Below are 19,092 nucleotides of genomic sequence, written 5' to 3'. Positions count from 1 at the left end.
GCAGCCCCATAATGGAGCTAATGATTCAGAACGGCCGGAAAGGATGATAGGCAATGATAGAGGTTTACGGTCACGGTGGGGACAGGGAGACGGCTGCGGCGACATTCGGCGGGGCGGTTGCGGATTTTGTGGATTTTAGCGCGAACATTAATCCGCTGGGTCCGCCACCGGAGGTGCTTGAGGTGCTGCAAAGCGCGTTGGACACTGTGGTTCGCTATCCAGACCCTGGACACCGGAATTTTAAAAATATGCTGGCGCGGCGACTTCATGTTCCACCAGAGTCGCTGAGTATCGGAAACGGTGCGGCTGAGAGCATGGCGTTGCTGTTACTGGGACTGGCTCCCAAGCGTGTGGGCACGGTGGAGCCGTGCTTTTCGGAATATGCCGAGCTGGCAGGCAAATTTGGAGCCGAGGTAAGGAGGGTGTACGGCAAGGCCTCGCTTCAATGGAAGGCGGATGTGGAGGACATACTCCAGCTCATGGAGCAGGTGGATGTTCTGTTTCTCGGTCAGCCGAATAATCCGAACGGTGTGCAATACGGCGATCAGGAGCTGCGCGAGCTGGCAGAGGCGGCGGGAAAAACGGACACCGTGCTGGTGGTGGATGAAGCGTTTATTGATTTTATCCCGCAGGAGCGGCAAATTTCACTATTGCCTGTGCTGGATCGGTATCCCCATGTGATTTTGATCCGGTCGATGACGAAATTTTATGCGATTCCGGGCTTGCGCTTGGGCTATGCGATTGCTCATCCGGACTACATCCGGCGAATGACCGCCAAGCAGGTGACCTGGAGCGTGAACGGAATGGCGTTGCTGGCCGGAGAGGCGTGTTTGCGGAGCGGTGAGGCGTACGAGCGCCGCACGCAGGAGCTGATTGCTACGGAGCGTAGCCGTCTGCTGACCGCTTTGGCGGAATGGGGTTGCGGTGTCATCCCCGGTGAAGCGAATTACGTGCTGGCACGGGCACCGGGGACGTGGAGCGCATCGGCCATTCAACAGGCGCTTGGACAGCGCGGGATTCTTATACGTAGCTGTGCCATGTACCCGGGGCTAACGGCGAGCCATTTTCGAATTGCAGTCAAGGACACGGAAGCCAACGGCATGCTATTGTCTGTATTGGGTGAAGTGCTGGAGGAGGAACGGCGGCGTGACAGTTAGCTTGATCATGATGGCTGCATATCTTCTGGACAGGCTGATCGGCGATCCGAGGTGGTTGCCACATCCGGTCATCGGCATGGGACATGCCATTTCTGCCTTGGAAAAGGCGATTCGCCACCGGGTTCACAGTGACCGTGGTTTGAAACGCGCTGGCTTGCTGCTGCCACTAATTGTGGTGGGCGGCTCCTTCGCGTTTGGCTGGACGTTACTGCGCTTGCTTGCCTGGATTCATCCGTGGCTGTCTGTCGGAGCGGAAATTGTGCTGATCGCAACCACAATTGCTTCCAAAGGACTAAAGGACGCCGGAATGGCAGTGTATCGCGAATTAAAGGCGGGTGATCTGCCTGCGGCACGCCGGGAACTGGGAATGATCGTCGGGCGGGATACGCAGCAGCTCGATGAGCCTGAGATTGCGCGCGGTACCGTCGAAACGGTGGCTGAAAACATCGTGGACGCGATTATTTCCCCGCTTTTTTATGCCCTGATCGGGGGAGCACCATTAGCGTTGGCTTATCGTGCCGTGAATACCCTCGATTCCATGGTTGGCTACAAAAATGAAAAGTATCTGCAATTGGGCTGGGCCTCGGCACGTCTGGATGATGTCGCTAATTTCATTCCGGCACGCCTGACAGCGGGGATGCTGGTAGTAGCGGCGTGGGTTTATCGGCATGATGCTGGACGTAGCTGGCGTACGGTAAGGCGAGATGCGCGGCTGCATCCCAGTCCAAACAGCGGCTTTCCGGAATCAGCAGTTGCAGGTGCACTGGGGATTCGCCTCGGAGGTTATAATGTATATCATGGCGTGCGCTCCTTTCGCGCATATATGGGAGAGCTGGTGCGACCGATGGAGCCGGATGATATCCGGCATACGATCCGGCTGATGTTTGCCGTGTCCAGCATGTTTGCGGGATTGTGTCTGTTCGTGTCCGCCGGATGCTATGCACTGGGGTGGATACAGTGAAGCGTGACACACCGAACGCTGCCAATAGAGCAGGAAGCGATATGACCTTGAAGCATTATTTTACAGAACATCAGCAGTGGGACTTGGAACTTGTGCTGGTGCGTCACGGCACTACCTTATGGAACAGGGAACGTCGATACCTGGGGCACTCCGATTTGGGATTGCTACCGGGAGCAGAGCAAGAATTAGAGCCTTTGCGGGAAAAATTACAGAGGCATTCCTTTGCCCGAATCTATTGCAGTGACTTGATACGTTGTCGTCAGACCTTGCAGATCATTTTGCCGGAATCGGAACTGGGACCAGAGCTTGGAGAGGGAGCCCACTTTGAATTGAAACCGGAATCACGGTTGGAACTGACATCCAAATGGGAGTCTGAACGTTTCCTTTCTAATAGTTCCGTTAGGTCTGCCATCATGGAACCACGTCTGAGAGAGCTTCATTTTGGGGAATGGGATGGAAAAACGTATGACATGCTCAAGGATGTGGCGTTGTATCGAGCGTGGATTGATGAGCCGCAGCGAATTACGCCGCCGGGGGGAGAGCCTTGGACAGACTTTGTGAACCGCCTCGATGAATTCCTAGACTCTTTGTATGAGTGGCGTAAAATGATGGATGTTCAGAAAACAGGCATGTCTGGTGTTCCACCTTCTGTTCTGGTCGTCACGCATGGTGGAGTGATTCGTCAGTTGGCTTGTATGCTGGTACCGGATCATGACTTTTGGAGTCTGAATCCGAAGCCGGGAGCGGCAATTACGATTCGGTTGAGGCTGGGAGAGCGACACCAGTGGATAGGAGAGGTGCTTTCTTTTTAGGTCAGATAGGGGCAGGTGAACAGGCAATTTGGGTTGTAAGCCAGTCTTTTTTAACCTATAATCATCAAGTAAAAGAACGGCTTGACCAACACTACATCAAATATCCAGCAGACGAGGTCGGCGCAGCGGGATGAAACCCTCGGGTTCTTTCCGGTGCGCTGTTAAAAGGGAAGCCGGTGTGAATCCGGCGCGGTCCCGCCACTGTAAATGGAAAAATGCCAGCCAGCCCAGCTATATGTGCCCAAAGCACATGAAGGAGCAACAGGCTGTCGCATGTTTCTGTAAGTCAGGATACCTGCCCGTCCGCCTGTCACCATAGTCCTTCGAGGAAAGGATGACGTGTTCGCAGTGACTGTCCATGCGGAAGAAACTGCCGCCTGCATATGAGCTGCGCTAACGTGACCCCTGTATCCTTATCTGAGGATGCAGGGGTTTTTTGAAAGGAAAAAAAGGCTGGATTTAGCAGATATCGGATGATGTTCAAGTGACGCTCTTAAAGAATTTATATGGAGGGGTGTAAATCATGGCAGGGAATAAAATAAAGGTCTGGACAACAGGCTTATTGACTCTGGTCTTGGCGGTTGTGCTGAGTGCATGTGGAGCTAACGGAAAGAACGCTGAAAATAAAGGGGATCTAGTCTCACAGCAACCGGGACAGACAGCAGCCGCCCAGGAGCCTCCGGGCAAAACGGTCTACCCGTTGACCATTAAGGATGCGACCGGGCAGGACTTTACGTTCAAAAAAGCGCCGGACAAAATCGTTTCCGTCTCCCCGGCTGAAACCGAGGCGCTGTTCGCCATTGGACTGGATAAGGAAATTGTCGGCGTATCCGACTATTCCGATTACCCGGAAGCGGCTACGAAGAAGCCCAAAGTGGGCGGTATTATGAAGCCGAATGAAGAGGCGATCATCGCCGCGAATCCCGAAGTCGTTTTTGCAGGAATATCGCTCAGTGAGCAGGCGACGACCAAGCTGCGTGACCTGGGAATCATGATTTTTAAAACCGAGCCGAAAACGCTTGAAGATGTCATGGCTAATATTGAACTATATGGGAAAATCACCGACCATCAGAAAGAAGCGAGAGCGGTAACCGACAAGATGAGAGCAGATGTAGCGGAAGTAAAAAACGGTGTTAAAAATATCGGTAAAGGGCAGAAGCTGAGAGTATACGTCGAATTTTCACCCGGTTGGACAGTCGGCAAGGGCGAGTTTATGGACGAGCTGATTTCTTTGGCGGGCGGGGAAAATGTCGCTGCAACCCAAAAGGGCTGGTACCAGATCAGTGAGGAAAATATTATTGCGGCCAATCCGGACGTCATTTTATACAGCAAAAATGTCAAGGACGACAAAACAGGCCAAACGCTCGGCGATATCATCAAAGCCCGCAGTGGATGGGATCAAATATCGGCTGTTCGTCTCAACCGGGTGTTTGCCGTGGATGATAATCTGATCAGTCGTCCGGGTCCGCGCGTAACGGAAGGTCTCAAGGAAGTGGCCAAGGGCGTGTATCCTGAAATTTTCAAATGAATCGTAGACTGATTGGCTTTGGAGGGGCAGGTCTTGCTTTATTGCTGCTGACGCTGCTGCTTTGTCTTGGCATCGGCTCGGCCAAGCTTCCCGTCAGCCAAATCGCGGGTATTCTGGTCAACCATCTGCCGTGGTTAGGTGAGACGATTACACCGGATTGGAATACATCCACAGAGCAGATTATTTTGAAGGTCAGACTGCCGCGTGTGTTACTGGGTATGCTGGTAGGCGCAGCGCTTGCGCTGGCGGGAGCCGGATTTCAGGGTGTGCTGCGCAATCCGCTGGCTGATCCTTACACGCTGGGGGTATCCTCGGGTGCTTCGGTAGGGGCAGCAGTGCTGATTTATTGGGGGCTTCAATTTTCGTTTGTAGGCGTATGGACACTGCCGCTGGTGGCGTTTACGACCGGAATGCTGACGTTGTGGATGGTGCTGACACTGGCGAGGGAAGGCGGCAAAATTCCGACGCAAAGCCTTATTTTATCGGGCGTGGTGATGCAATCTTTTTTGGGAGCCGTCGTTTCCTTTCTGACAGCCATGTCCAGGGAGACGGTCAATGAAATATTGTACTGGACAATGGGAAGCCTCAGTCTGCGCGGCTGGTCGTATACAGGCATCCTTTTGCCTTATGTGGTCATTGGGCTGGTGTTTCTGTGGAACCGGGCACGAGTGCTGAACATTCTGGCCTTGGGTGAACGTCAGGCGGCTCATATGGGGGTTAATGTAGATGCAACGAAGTTATCTGTTCTGATCATATCCACGCTGCTGACAGCCGCGGCTGTCTCGGTATGCGGAGTGATTGGCTTTGTGGGACTTGTTGTACCGCATATCATCCGTTTGGTGACGGGTCCCGACTATCGGATGATTGTTCCGTTATCCGCGCTGGGCGGGGCTATTTTTATGGCTTGGGCCGATACTGCGGCACGTACGCTACTGGCTCCGACCGAAATTCCACTTGGTGTTATGACCGCCTTTGTCGGTGCACCGTTCTTCGCATATCTCCTGTACCGGAACAAGAAGCTGCGCAGGGGGGGATTGCTGTGAAGGAAGCAAATGGACCACAGGCATCGCGAGTCCGGGCGTTGGAGATTGCCAGTCTGACTCGTGATTTTGGGGAATTCCATGCGTTAAAAAATATAAGCTGGAGCGTAGACGAAGGAGATTGGTGGGGCATTATCGGCCCGAACGGGAGTGGAAAGTCGACGTTGCTGCATCTGCTTTCCGGTGTGGATCACGCGACTTCGGGAAACGTTCTTGTATATGGTAAAAAGGTCAGTAGCTATGGCAGAAAAGAGCTTTCCCGTCTTGTAGCTGTGCTCCAGCAGGAGGGGCTCCCCCCGGTGGGTTACACGGTAAGGGAAGTTGTGGAAATGGGACGCTTTCCCCATCAGGACTGGTTTGGTAGAGAAAAGGTGGATAAGGAAAAAGGGATGGACCCGGGAATCATTACGGATCGTGTGCTGGAGAGGCTGGATCTTACCGACTTGGCGGACAGGTCGTTAGACCGTTTGAGCGGGGGACAGCGGCAGCGCGTGGCTTTGGCGAAGGTGATGGTGCAGGAGCCACAGATTTTGCTGCTGGATGAGCCTACAACCTATCTGGATCTGCGCTATCAGCTTGAATTTATGGAGCTGCTGGCGGAATGGCGGCGGGAAACGGGCGTGACGATTATCTCTGTCCTGCATGATCTCAATTTGACTGCCCAGTTTTGTGATGACTTGCTTGTGCTCAAGGACGGAATGGTTGAGGGGTTAGGAGCTTCATCAGAGCTGTTAACGGAGGAACGAATTCGCTTTGTGTATGGTGTTGAGCCTGTAATGTTACCTCATCCGGATAGTGGTGTGCCGCAGCTTTTACTGCGGAGAAGTGCACGGGATGCAACTGGTCGGGGCGAACGACTGGAGTAATTTGAGTAAAGTCATTGAAGAAACAGAATTTATGATGAGATCGCTAAACACATATAGGGAGCAGGGAGTGAAGGGCATGAACGAAAAATTACAGCAGTTGATCGCCAGCATTGCACAGCAGGACGGGGCGGCAGCCTTGGCGGCCTCGGAGCATTTGGACCAATTAACGAAGCCACCGGGGAGTCTTGGAAAGCTGGAAAGTCTGGCTATACAGTTGGCAGGCATTACGGGGGTGGACAAGCCTGAGTTTAACCGCAAAACGGTTATGGTCATGGCAGCGGATCATGGTGTGTGTGAAGAGGGGGTCAGCGCCTTCCCGGCTGAGGTTACACAGCAAATGCTGTATAACATGCTGTCCGGTGGCGCGGCAATTAACGTGCTGGCACGTCATGCAGGAGCAGATGTCAAAGTGGTAGACGTGGGTGTGAACGCAGATGTCGCTCATGCGGATCTGGTGAACCGTAAGGTGCGTATGGGTACCGCAAACATGGCGAAGGGGCCGGCGATGCTGCGTACGGAAGCCGAGCAAGCGATTTTGGCTGGAGCTGAAGCCGTGGCGGAAGCAGTCAAAGGCGGCACACGATTATTCGTAACCGGAGAGCTGGGCATTGGAAATACGACGGCCAGCGCTGCGGTCGTATGTGCTCTTACCGGGCTGGAGCCAGAAATAATCGTCGGTCGGGGCACAGGTGTGGATTCGGCTGGGCTGACCCGTAAAATAGCGGTCGTCTGCCGCGCATTGGACGTGAACCAGCCAGACGGGAACGACGCCCTTGACGTACTGACCAAGGTCGGCGGTTTGGAGATTGCCGCATTGGCAGGCGTCATCCTCGGCGCAGCCGCTCATCGCTGTCCGGTCGTGCTGGACGGCTTTATCTCCGGCGCAGCTGCGCTTGCTGCGCGTACACTTGCGCCTGCAAGCGCAGCGTACATGCTCGCTTCGCACGCCTCGGACGAGCGCGGGCATGCGGCGGTGCTTCGCGAGCTCAAGCTGGAGCCGATGCTTCATCTGGACATGCGGCTTGGAGAGGGCACAGGCGGTGCGCTTAGCCTGCACCTGATTGATGCGGCGTGCCGCATTATGCGCGAAATGGCGACCTTTGCCGATGCAGGCGTATCGGACGGTCAGGGAGCCGCGCAGCGATGAAGGCGCTCGTGACCGGCGGCGCACGCAGCGGTAAAAGCGGCTTTGCCGAGCGATTGTGCATGTCGCGCGCCCCGCGCGCCTGCTACATTGCAACGGCGCAAGCCTATGACGTAGAGATGAAGGACCGTATCGCCCTTCATCGGCTCCAGCGCGAGTCTGCCGGGTATGACTGGCAGACGCTGGAGGAAGAGCAGGCGCTACCGGAGCTGCTGTTACGTCTGGGCAGCGGCGTAGAGCCACGGCTGGCTGCGCAAGGCAGCAATCCTACCGACCTGCACGTCAGCCAGGCACCGCAGCCATCGCCTGCCCCCATGGTGCTGATCGATTGCCTGACCCTCTGGCTGTCGAACGTGCTGTTGGCCGCAGATGAGGACGGCGCAGCTGCGGCCCGTGCCGCCATGGATGATCTGGCGACAGCCGTGGAGCAGTATCCAGGGCTGCTCGTCATCGTGACCAATGAGGTCGGTGACGGCATTGTACCCGAGTATCCGCTTGGACGGCTGTATCGGGATTTAAGCGGGATGATGAATCAGCGGATCGCCCGCCTTTGTGATGAGGTATTTCTGGTGACGGCTGGCATTCCCGTAGAACTAAAACAGTTGGAATACAAGCTATGAGCGGCGAACGTCAGGCGATTGCGGCTGCTTTTCAATTTTTGTCCCGTCTTCCAGTTAAGGCAGAACTGGATTTTTCGCCAGAGCTGCTGAAACGTAGTGCAAGCTATTATCCGTTGGTAGGGATGGTCATCGGCCTCATCGTATGGTGCTTTGCAGTGCTTGCTTCTCTGGTATTGCCGCCGTTACCATGTGCAGTTCTTACCCTTGCCGTTTGGGTGTGGCTCACGGGCGGGCTGCATCTGGACGGCTGGATGGATGCCGCTGATGCTTTGTTCAGCTATCGTTCCCGTGAACGGATGCTGGAGATTATGAAGGATAGCCGTGTAGGGGCGATGGGCGTCATTGCTTGTGTGCTATTGCTTATGCTCAAGGCTTCTTTGCTGTATACGGTGCTTTCTGAACGGGATCTGTCCGGTTTATTGCTGCTTCCGATGGTTTGGAGCCGCTGGTTTATGGTAAGCGCGATGAAGCGCTGGCCGAAAGCTCGTAATGATGATGGACTGGCGGCGCGTTTTGCTGATATGAGTGGCAGACGTGCCGGATTGGCTGTGTTCTGGGCTGTAATCATCACGTTGGGTGCAGCAGCAGGGCAATTTATCATTGCCGGATGGTTCACAGGAACAGGCGGCATGGACATGGGCAATACATCTTTTACAGCATATGGGCAGTCAATCTTTTCCCATCCGGGCGAATTAGCCATTTGGACAGGCTTTTTGCTGCTGCCGCTGCTGGCTAATGGTGTTGGAAGCTTCACAGCAAGCCGTATTAACGGTCGTTTGGGTGGACTGACAGGGGATATTTACGGTGCCTTGAACGAATTGCTGGAGACCGTTTTATTGCTGTTTATTGTGATTTTGTACGGACTGTAAGCAGATTTTTAAATGAATTGGTAAAAGGGGAAGAGGCAATTGTCAAATTTCGAACCGTCCCGCACGAATCCCGCAGCAGTGCTTATGCTTCAGGGCACAGCATCGGATGTGGGCAAAAGCGTGGTGACCACTGCACTGTGCCGTATATTCACGCAGGATGGCTATCGTCCCGCACCGTTCAAGTCACAAAATATGGCGCTAAATTCTTATGTCACCGAGGACGGCAAAGAAATTGGACGTGCTCAGGGTGTGCAGGCAGAAGCCTGCGGTATTGAAGCAACGACCGACATGAACCCAATTTTGATCAAGCCGGTCAAGGATATGCATTCACAAATTGTTGTTCACGGTGTACCTTATGCATATATGAGTGCTTCCGATTACCGAAAGGAATTTTTGCCGCAAGCCAAGCAGACGGTCATGGATGCGCTGAATCGGCTGCGTGATACCTATGACATTGTGCTTATGGAAGGGGCAGGCAGTCCGGCAGAAATTAATTTAAAGGACCGCGATATTGTAAATATGAATCTTGCGGGCTGGGCGGACGCTCCAGTGCTGCTTATTTCGGATATCGACCGTGGCGGTGTTTTCGCTTCTCTGGTAGGAACGATTGAGCTGTTGGAGCCGCATGAGGTGCAGCGTATCCGTGGATTCGTCATTAACAAGTTCAGAGGGGATCTGTCCCTGCTTCAGCCGGGGCTGGACTGGCTGGAGGAACGAACCGGTATTCCTGTACTCGGCGTGCTGCCCTATCTACCGGATATCCGCATTGAGGCAGAAGATTCCGTGGTGCTGGACAAGAAGCCCAAGCTGTCTGCAAAGGATAAAGCGCTGGACATTGCGGTCATTCGTTATCCGCGTATTTCCAATTTTACAGACACCGATGCTTTGGCCGCAGAGCCGGATGTGAGTGTACGTTATGTCACGGAGGCCGGAGAACTGGGTGTACCTGACGCTATTATTTTACCGGGGACGAAGGACACGATTGGCGATCTGCTTGAATTGCGGACAAGAGGTCTGGAGCAGGACATTCGGGAGGCTATGAATGCGGGACGCACGCAGTTGGTTGGCATTTGCGGAGGCTATCAGATGCTAGGTACAGCCTTGTTTGATCCCGAAGCGGTCGAATCTGGGTTGCCGCAGCAGGCAGAAGGGTTAGGCTGGCTGGCTCTATCCACGACCTTTTTAAAGGAAAAGCAAACGGTACGCGTACAGGGAACCTTGTCTAATCACTGCCCATTGTTGCTAATTGCGCCCGATTCGGATTCTGCTCCCGCGCCGATGATTGAAGGCTATGAAATACATATGGGCGTTACGGAATGTGTTACGGAACCACACGCGCCTACAGATAGTGCCGGGGGAACGAACCAAATGCATACGTTATTCCATATCCGTCGCGGCGAGGGAACGGCCTTTGATGAAGGTTGGGGAACAGCTGATGGTAAAGTATGGGGTACCTATTTGCATGGTGTGTTTGATAATGATCGTTTTCGTCGTTCCTGGCTGGATGGATTGAGACAAGCCAAGGGTTTGGCAGTGCTGGACAGCACCTTTACCGTACGTGAAGCCAAGGAACGTGAGTTTGACCGTGTTGCAGAGGTGGTTCGGACCCATTTGGACATGGACCGAATCTACCGCATTATGGGGATGGACTCATAACCTTTATAGATGATCGTATAAAATACGCTTTTAAAAATAAAGAGGTACCTCCATAGCCGTGTTCGTGGCCGAGAGATACCTCTTTCCTTGTAGTTCAGCTTAGTTGATTTTGAATTTTTGTACGGCTTTTTGCAGTTCGGTCGCTTGCTTGCTTAATTGGCGTACGACCTCGCTGTGGCCTTCCATTTCATTCAGTTGCTCATCGGCATTAAAACCGATTTCCTGAATCATATGCTGGGCATTGGCAGCGATGAGAGCTGTCTCCTCCACGGATGCCGATACCTCCTCTGAGCTGGCGGATACCTGCTCTGTTGCTGCGGATACTGTCTGAATCGTTGCATTGATCGTTTGCATGAGCTGGCTTAGCTGATTAAAGGCTGTACTCGCTTGCTGCACCATTTCCGTTCCCGAATGAATTTCACGGCTGACCCGAGTCACAGAGTCAACGGACTGCTGCGATACTTCCTGAATGGTTACCAGGTAATCGGAAATTTGCTGTGTCGCTTCTTTTGACTGCTCGGCGAGCTTGCGAACCTCTCCGGCTACAACGGCGAAGCCGCGTCCATGTTCACCTGCACGTGCAGCCTCAATGGAGGCATTCAGGGACAACATTTGAATCTGTTTTGTAATGTCAAAAATAGCCGAAACGATGCTTCCGATGGCCTCGGAGCGCTCATTCATACTATGGATGTATCGAAGCGACTCATCGGCAGCCTGTCCTACCTGCGACATTTGGGCTACGGCATTTTGAGCGAGCGTATTACCATTCACTGTTTCTTCAGTTGCTTCACTGATCTGATCGGATACATCATTGGCAGAGGAGGCAATATGCTGAACGCCTTGTGCGATTTCCTCCATAGCCTGTGCATTTTCGGCAGCAGCAGAAGCTATGCTGGTACTGCCCTTTGCCACTTCCTCTGCGGCAACAGTAGAGTCCTGTACTTTTCCCCCCATCGCTTCAGTCCGGCGAAGCAGCTCGTCCGAGCCTTTTACAACTGCATCGGATGTGGAAAGCACATGGCCGATCATTTCTTTCAGATTATGGGACATGGATTGGAAGCTGCGGGCAAGTTGTGCAATTTCGTTGTTACCGATAACCTTCGGTTCTTGTGACAGGTCACCTTGAGCAATTTTTTCACTATGACGAACCAGTTCTGCAATGGGCTCTACAACCTTGCGCACGACAATGGTAGAAATAATTCCACCCAGCAGGAGCGTTGCAATTGTAATACCTATGCAAATCCATAAAATTTGTTGGGATTTGTCCTGCACAAAGCCAACGTCCTCGTTCACACCCAGGACCAGGTTACTGCCCGATATGGCAAAGAAGGCGGTTTTGTGTACTCCGTATGAATCGCTGTAAATATCGCTAACATTCATCTCGCCTTGTTTTGCTTTTTTGATATCCTCCACAGGAACCAGTGCATCCTTGACCTTATATAACGATTTTTCATTTCTTGCGATAACCTCGGCCTTACCATCTTTCACCACTGCGATATATGCCGATTCAAGCTTAAGAGTGTTAACCTTATCCTGAAGATAAGATTCCATCTGCATACCAGACCCGGAATCCGAACCATTTCCTTGCTGTGCCTGGACTGCCAAAGAAATATTAAGATCCTGATACACACTCTTGGCCCCAGTTTCCAGCATTTGATCCACCTGAGGAATGACACTGTTATTAATGATACTCATGGATACTGCATAAAAACTGACACTGAACAGAAGGGACGCAAAGAGTAGAATCAATAAAATCATAATCCGTAATCTTGCGCCAATGGAACGGTTAAAACGCTGCATGAAAAATCTCCTCCCACATGATGATGACAAGTTGGTATTAAAAAGAAAATATACAGATTTCCCTGCTTGAAGTAGGTCGCTTGTCCAATTTGATATTAGACAAGTCATGATCTACTTATTTTCCTTTTCTGCTTGAAGAAAAAACTGAAAATGTTCGGATTCTATGTATATTTCAGCTGTATTCAAGGGGCAAGAACAAGAAAGGGAAGTAATCCATGAGTTACTAAAAAGTAGGTTAGACCTATTTTACATAATTAACAGGCGGTTGAATAGTCATATTTGCCCAAAAACAAACAAAAAATATATATCTATGGTCATGGGTGTTTAGGTGGAGTGATTATATGGAGCACGAAAATAAATATCTCATCCCTTCTTTTAAAACTATTGTAAAAAAGAAGTAATGAAAGTAGTATAAGGAATGTCACCTTCCATGTACTTCCTGTAAGAGTTATATATAAGTACGAATGTGGCCTTCAATATACATAAAAAAGGGGAAAAGGCTTTTATGAATCAGGATTTACTTTCCAAAGAAATGAGTTCGCAGGCAGGAGGAGAAGACAAACAGGAGCCCACTTCCGGTAGCGATAAAACGGTCACAAAGGGAAATCCGATAAGTCGACTGTTTGATTTTATTTCGGGCGTATTTACTTCAATCCTGCCGGCACTGATCGGGGCGGGAATCATTCAGGTGGTAGCTTCTGTCTTGTTGTATCTGGATATTGATTCTAATTTTAAAATTTTTACAATTGTAATGTACGTAAGCGGAATAGTATTTTATCTTCTACCCTTTATGGTGGCAGTAAGCGCAGCCAAAAAGCTTGGCAGCAATATATTTATTGCAGCAGTCATCGGGGGATGCTCGTTTTTTCCCAGCCTTACGGAAGTGCTGAAGTCCGCTAAAGAGATTAGCTCGACCAGTTTACCAGTGGCGGAGCCCCAGTATATTTCTTCCTTTATACTGATCCTTATTGCCGTTTGGCTTGCAGCGAAGATTGAGCAAGGATTGGGCAAATTAAATCGCTATTCCATTAAGCTACTGGTTGCCCCAACGTGGACACTCATCATTATAGTGCCTTTATTGCTGTTTGTTTTCGGTCCGCTGTGGACTACCCTGGCTCATACATTGTCAGAAGAATTTTCTTCATTGTTCTTCTTCAATTCGGAAGTATTGGCGGGTCTGCTGTATGGAGGCACTATACCTTTGCTTCATTTTTCGGGCATGAAATATATGCTGGTGAACGATATGCTGGAATCCGTTGCTGCGACGGGCTATGATTATATTGCTCCTGTCATGGTGGCGGCGGTTATGGCTCAAGCGGGGGCGGCGTTCGGCGTATGTATTAAATCCAAAAATTCCAAAGTCAAGGCGCTGGCCGCAACCACAGGCTTGTTAGCCATGTTGGGAATCATTGAACCGGCCATGTATGGTGTTAATGTGCGTTTCAGAAAACCGTTTCTTGCCGCGCTGATCGGCGGGGCTATTGGTGGGGCGTTTATGTGTTTTTTTGAAACAGCGCTCACAGCCTTTTCAGGCTTATACGGACTAATGACTTTACCGTTGGTTACTGACTCCACGCTTGTGTATGCCGTTTTGGGTATGGTCATTTCGTTTGTTACGGCTGGTGTAATTACGTATTTCATGGGCTTTGCGGATGAACAAGAGGAACACTCCAAAGGAGCAACTGCATCTGGCCTCAGCACAGCTTCGGACTTGGTTGTGGAAAAGAGTGCAAACAGCTAGGTGACTTCGAATAAACCGTCGCAGGACGTGTCATTCCACACATTGGGCGAACATGTTTTCTAACTTCAAAATCGGACACCCGGCAGCACCATCATGCTGATTAACGTCAGTGATTTGGTGTTGCCGCTCGCCTAGGTACCTTATGAAAGTGTTTACAAAAAAATCTTGTCAGCTCAGTGCTAATATGATATTATGATGACAGTTATTCAAAACTGCACATTCGTGGATTGTTACTGATCATATCAGGCAAAACCATAAGCAGGCACTAAGTGTCAGTTTTGGTATTGCCTTTTTTTACTACTCCAAGCGGCCTAAGGTGATGGAATGAAGATAGCAAAGGTGCTGAATAATAATGTCGTAACGGTCATTGATGAGCAGCAGAAAGAATTAGTCATTATGGGAAGAGGCATTGCTTTTAAAAAAAGCACAGGCGATGAGATTGATGAAGGGCATATTGAGAAAATCTTTAAGCTTGAAAGCACCGAGGTTTCCCGCAAACTGATGACCCTGATGTCTGATATCCCTATTGAATATGTTGAAATTTCTGATGAGATCATTCAATATGCCAAAACGATACTCGGTGTGGAATTGCATGACAGCATCTACATTTCGCTAACGGATCATATCCATTTTGCCATAGAGCGTTATCGTTTGGGGATGGATATAAAAAACGCCCTTTTCTGGGAAATCAAACGAATGTACCGCAAGGAATTTTCGATTGGGACCAAAGCACTGCATATGATTCAGGACAAGCTGGGAGTTACGCTTCCGGATGATGAAGGAGCCTTCATCGCCCTGCATCTGGTGAATGCTCAGCTCAACAGCGAAATGCGCGAAACGATAACCCTGACTAACATCGTCAAGGATATCATGAACATTGTGAGTCGCTTTTTCGTAATGGAACTGGATGAAGAGTCGTTAAGCTACTACCGCTTTATTACACATCTCAAATTTTTTGCTCAACGGGTGATGAACGGAACTCCTGTACAAAGTACGGACAATTCCCTTCATGATATGGTCAAGGTGCAGTATAAGAATGCCTATGCCTGTGCGGAAAAAATAAGAGATTATACCACTAAAATCTATGGTCGGAGCTTGTCCCAGGATGAGATGTTGTACCTCACCATTCATATCGAACGTATCATTAAAAATCAATGATTTCATGTATGATCAGGGATTTAGGATTGCTACTTCTAAACCAGAAGGCAAAACCTGAATGCTGAAAGAAGATTGGCTTATACTAAAGCCTTCTGCTTTCTGTATTCAGGTTTTTTTTATTGCCAATTTGCGCATTTCATACCTTAAAAGAAAAGAGGAACACCTCATGGATCGAAATCAATTATCCAAAGAGATACTTACACTGGTTGGTGGTGAAGAAAACGTTGAACAAGTAGTTCACTGTATGACCCGTTTGCGCTTTAACCTTCATGACGACAAGAAGGCTCAAAAAGAACAACTGCAAAAAACAGAAGGCGTTATGGGGGTTATGGAAAGTGGCGGTCAGTTCCAGGTTATCATCGGCAATGATGTAGCTAATGTCTACAAATCATTGGTTAGTAACATGTCCAAGGCACCGCAGACTGAAACAGGTACAAGCACTGCATCCAAGAAAAAACAAAACCCGGTCAGCAAGCTGTTTGATTTTATCGCGGGTATGTTCACACCTATTTTGCCAGCGATTACTGGCGCAGGTATGATCAAAGGGATTATAGCCCTTTTAGTCGCAATGCACTGGATGTCCGATAAGAGCCAAACCTATACGATTTTAGCGGCAATTGGGGACGGTGCATTCTATTTCCTGCCGATTATTCTGGCTGTGAGTGCTGCTAGAAAACTTGGCAGCAATATGTTTATCGCGGCGGCGATAGGAGCTTCCATTTTACACCCGACGATTACAGCATTACTGGCATCCAATGTAAAAGTTAGCTTTATCGGTCTTCCGGTGACGGCGGCAACTTATGCTTCGACCGTTATTCCAATCGTTATTGCTATCTGGGTGGCGTCCTATGTTGAAAAATTCATTGATAAATATACGCATGCATCACTGAAGTTGCTTGTTGTTCCGACACTGACTCTGTTGATTATTGTACCTTTGACGTTGATTGCTGTAGGGCCGTTGGGCTCGATTATTGGTAATGGCTTGTCTGGCGGTATCTCTTGGTTGTTTGAAAATACAGGTGCCCTTGCAGGGTTGCTGCTTGGCGGTACTTTCTCCCTGATCATCATGACAGGTATGCACTACGCGTTGGTTCCGATCATGATCGGTTCTATTGCAACGTTGGGCTTTGACTATATGATTCCGATTATGGGAGCAGCCAACCTGGCTCAGGCTGGTGCTGCACTGGGTGTATTCTTAAAATCCAAAAATGACAAAGTCAAAACAGTGGCTTTCTCCACGAGTTTGACAGCTATTATGGGTGTAACCGAGCCTGCAATGTATGGTGTAAACATGCGGTTTAAAAAACCATTTACGGCAGCGCTGATCGGGGGAGCCATCGGCGGGGGCTTCATGAGCCTGTTTGGCACAAAAGCGTATGTCATGGGTGGATTGGTTGGTTTGCCTGGTCTGGCGATGTTTATTGGACCGACTTTCTTGTACGCAATCCTTGGTCTCGTGATTGCTTTTGTGGCTGCTACAGTGATTACCTATTTCCTGGGCTTTGAAGATGTGAAGGAAGAAGCTGGAACATCAACAGATGCAGGTACAGGAGCAAACGAAGCTTCCGAAGCTGTAGATAATGTGGTACCTACAGTTGTAAATTCGTTGCCAAAAGGATCTGAAATCCCTGTCTACAGCCCGATTATGGGCGAGGTTAAGCCGTTAAGTGAAGTAAATGACCCTGCATTTTCCCAAGAAATTATGGGTAGAGGGCTGGCTATTGAGCCTTCGGAAGGAAAGGTTGTTTCTCCGGTGGAAGGTACCGTATTCTCCATTTCAAAAAGCGGACATGCTGTAGGGCTGGTAAGTGATTCTGGACTTGAAATGCTCATACATGTCGGCATGGATACAGTTAAGCTGAAAGGTCTTCATTTTACACCTCATGTTAAATCAGGAGATCGTGTGCAAGTGGGTGACCTGATACTAGAGTTTGATCTGGAGGAAATTCGCAAAGCGGGTTACGAGACAATCACGCCCGTTATTGTTACCAATGTAGCTGAATATAGTGAATTGGATACAGCTGGACAACAGAACAAGGATATCAAGAAGCAGGAGCTTCTATATAAAGTGATTGTCTAAGGCAGGAACAAGTATTGAATAGCAGGCAGCAAGTCTTCGAAGTATGAAGGCTTGCTGTTTTTTTTGTTCAGTTGGATGAAGGGAAAAACTGCTTTAAATTATTTTATAAATACAAAACCTACAAAAATAGTTGGTATTGTGATATAGTAATCAACGGATTGAAGGGTCACTTTATAAAACATAACAAGTTTGGAGGAAATGATATATGGATACCTTCTTTATCATTTTGAACGTAGTAGTGCTGCTTTTGCTGCTCGGCGTGTTAGTCTGGATGCAGAAGAAGCATGTTTCTTTTACGAAAAGGGTGTTTGCCGGACTGGGCTTCGGTCTAATCTACGGGGCTATTCTCCAGTACGCCTATGGCTCGGGTTCGGAGGTCATTACGAAATCGGTTGATTGGTTCAACCTGGCAGGTAATGGTTATGTTCGTTTGCTGCAAATGGTAGTTATCCCGCTCATCATGGTGTCGATTATTTCAGCCATTATGAATTTGAAGGGACGACAGAATCTTGGCAAAATCAGCGTGTCCATCATTGCTGTACTGCTGATTACAACCGCTATTGCCGCTTCGGTTAGTATTATGACCAGCTTGTCGTTCGATCTTAAAGCGATTGAGATCCAAAGTGGGGAAAAGGAACAAGCACAGGGCTTGAAGATGGAGGAGCGTCTTGGAACAGTTCAGGATATGACGATTCCACAGCAGGTGCTGGAATTTATTCCATCCAATCCATTTGAGGATATGACGGGAGCTCGTCGTACTTCGACGCTGGCAGTAGTGATTTTCTCGGCTTTTATCGGGGTGGCCGTGCTTGGGCTGGATCGTAAAAAGCCAGAGCAGGCGCAAACCTTCCGTAAAGTAATCGATGCCGTGTACGCTGTAGTGATGCGGATTGTGACGCTGGTACTGAGGTTGACGCCTTACGGCATTTTGGCGCTGATTACTAAAGTTGTAGCCACGACGAATCCGGATGAAATCTTGAAGCTGATCAAGTTTGTGCTCGCTTCTTATGTGGCTTTGTTGGTCATGTTCATCATTCATCTTATTTTGCTGGCTCTGTTCGGCTATAACCCGGTAACGTATGTGAAAAAGGTATTGCCTACGCTGGTTTTTGCCTTTACATCCCGTTCCAGTGCCGCAACGATTCCGCTGAATGTTGAAACGCAAACGAAAAAGCTGGGTGTGTCGGACGGCATCGCGAATTTGTCTGCCACCCTGGGAGCGACCATTGGACAAAACGGCTGTGCAGGCATTTATCCGGCCATGCTGGCGGTCATGATTGCGCCAACCGTGGGTATAGATCCGACGAGCTGGGATTTTATCCTCACGCTCATTCTGGTGGTTACGGTCAGCTCCTTCGGCGTGGCGGGTGTAGGCGGTGGTGCTACCTTCGCTTCTCTGATCGTGCTGTCGACCATGAACTTGCCCGTAGCCTTGGCAGGCTTGCTTATTTCGGTTGAGCCACTGATTGATATGGGACGCACAGCGCTGAATGTCAATGATTCCATTACAGCAGGACTCATTTCAGGTAAGGTGCTCAAGGAGAATGATCAGGACGTGTTCAACGACCACGGCATGGATTTGGATGCGGCGGCACGCCCCTGATTGGGATAATAGAAACTCTCCACGTAGTCTAGGGGCAGGTTTTAGAGGGAGAAGTAT

The 19,092-nt window shown here is 49.9% G+C and carries 15 protein-coding genes and 1 riboswitch; of the genes, 14 read left to right on the top strand and 1 reads right to left on the bottom strand.

Translation table 11 applies throughout. From position 1 onward, the window contains the following. Positions 1–53: 53 nt before the first annotated feature. From cobD to ACWXW9_RS11760, 10 genes are all read left to right on the top strand, one after another. The gene (gene cobD / locus ACWXW9_RS11805) at positions 54–1,157 is read left to right on the top strand and encodes a threonine-phosphate decarboxylase CobD (protein ID WP_494929555.1); all 1,104 of its coding nucleotides are present in this window, start codon (positions 54–56) and stop codon (positions 1,155–1,157) included. Beyond that, on the top strand, positions 1,147–2,118 hold the full coding sequence (cbiB, locus tag ACWXW9_RS11800; protein WP_494929554.1) for an adenosylcobinamide-phosphate synthase CbiB: 972 nt from the start codon (positions 1,147–1,149) through the stop codon (positions 2,116–2,118). The genes cobD and cbiB overlap by 11 nt, the downstream gene beginning before the upstream one ends. Before the next feature lie 41 nt (positions 2,119–2,159). Next, on the top strand, positions 2,160–2,930 hold the full coding sequence (locus ACWXW9_RS11795) for a histidine phosphatase family protein (protein WP_494929661.1): 771 nt from the start codon (positions 2,160–2,162) through the stop codon (positions 2,928–2,930). Positions 2,931–3,054: 124 nt separating this feature from the next. Further along, a riboswitch (cobalamin riboswitch) is annotated at positions 3,055–3,247 on the top strand. A gap of 206 nt (positions 3,248–3,453) precedes the next feature. Then, positions 3,454–4,458: an ABC transporter substrate-binding protein gene (locus tag ACWXW9_RS11790; RefSeq protein WP_494929553.1), complete on the top strand. Its 1,005-nt coding sequence runs from the start codon at positions 3,454–3,456 to the stop codon at positions 4,456–4,458. After that, the gene (locus tag ACWXW9_RS11785) at positions 4,455–5,501 is read left to right on the top strand and encodes a FecCD family ABC transporter permease (RefSeq protein ID WP_494929552.1); all 1,047 of its coding nucleotides are present in this window, start codon (positions 4,455–4,457) and stop codon (positions 5,499–5,501) included. Before ACWXW9_RS11790 ends, ACWXW9_RS11785 begins: the two co-directional genes overlap by 4 nt. After that, positions 5,498–6,364 carry an ABC transporter ATP-binding protein gene (locus ACWXW9_RS11780; protein WP_494929551.1) on the top strand — a complete coding sequence of 289 codons (867 nt, stop codon included), beginning with the start codon at positions 5,498–5,500 and terminating at the stop codon, positions 6,362–6,364. Before ACWXW9_RS11785 ends, ACWXW9_RS11780 begins: the two co-directional genes overlap by 4 nt. Before the next feature lie 76 nt (positions 6,365–6,440). Further along, positions 6,441–7,511, top strand: a complete 1,071-nt coding sequence (cobT, locus tag ACWXW9_RS11775; protein WP_137062085.1) for a nicotinate-nucleotide--dimethylbenzimidazole phosphoribosyltransferase — start codon at positions 6,441–6,443, stop codon at positions 7,509–7,511. Next, complete coding sequence (locus ACWXW9_RS11770; protein ID WP_494929550.1) at positions 7,508–8,128, top strand: bifunctional adenosylcobinamide kinase/adenosylcobinamide-phosphate guanylyltransferase; 621 nt, start codon at positions 7,508–7,510, stop codon at positions 8,126–8,128. Before cobT ends, ACWXW9_RS11770 begins: the two co-directional genes overlap by 4 nt. Next, complete coding sequence (gene cobS / locus ACWXW9_RS11765) at positions 8,125–8,997, top strand: adenosylcobinamide-GDP ribazoletransferase (protein WP_494929549.1); 873 nt, start codon at positions 8,125–8,127, stop codon at positions 8,995–8,997. The genes ACWXW9_RS11770 and cobS overlap by 4 nt, the downstream gene beginning before the upstream one ends. 39 nt (positions 8,998–9,036) lie before the next feature. Continuing rightward, entirely contained in the window at positions 9,037–10,653 is a 1,617-nt protein-coding gene (locus ACWXW9_RS11760) for a cobyric acid synthase (protein ID WP_494929548.1), read from the top strand. Between the two features lie 99 nt (positions 10,654–10,752). Here the strand turns inward: ACWXW9_RS11760 and ACWXW9_RS11755 are convergent, their stop codons facing one another. Beyond that, positions 10,753–12,453: a methyl-accepting chemotaxis protein gene (locus ACWXW9_RS11755; protein ID WP_494929547.1), complete on the bottom strand. Its 1,701-nt coding sequence runs from the start codon at positions 12,451–12,453 to the stop codon at positions 10,753–10,755. Positions 12,454–12,958: 505 nt separating this feature from the next. Between ACWXW9_RS11755 and ACWXW9_RS11750 the strand changes: the two genes are divergently transcribed. From ACWXW9_RS11750 to ACWXW9_RS11735, 4 genes are all read left to right on the top strand, one after another. After that, complete coding sequence (locus ACWXW9_RS11750; protein ID WP_494929546.1) at positions 12,959–14,194, top strand: PTS transporter subunit EIIC; 1,236 nt, start codon at positions 12,959–12,961, stop codon at positions 14,192–14,194. A gap of 324 nt (positions 14,195–14,518) precedes the next feature. After that, a complete protein-coding gene (gene licT / locus ACWXW9_RS11745) occupies positions 14,519–15,352 on the top strand; it encodes a BglG family transcription antiterminator LicT (RefSeq protein WP_494929545.1) in 834 nt (277 codons plus the stop codon). Positions 15,353–15,518: 166 nt separating this feature from the next. Further along, positions 15,519–17,432, top strand: coding sequence for a beta-glucoside-specific PTS transporter subunit IIABC (locus ACWXW9_RS11740; RefSeq protein WP_494929544.1), 1,914 nt, complete (start codon positions 15,519–15,521; stop codon positions 17,430–17,432). Between the two features lie 205 nt (positions 17,433–17,637). Continuing rightward, a complete protein-coding gene (locus ACWXW9_RS11735) occupies positions 17,638–19,035 on the top strand; it encodes an L-cystine transporter (RefSeq protein WP_494929543.1) in 1,398 nt (465 codons plus the stop codon). Positions 19,036–19,092: the final 57 nt, after the last annotated feature.

It is taken from the genome of Paenibacillus sp. LT-B23, from assembly GCF_059417685.1.
This window is presented reverse-complemented; position numbering and strand designations above follow the sequence as displayed.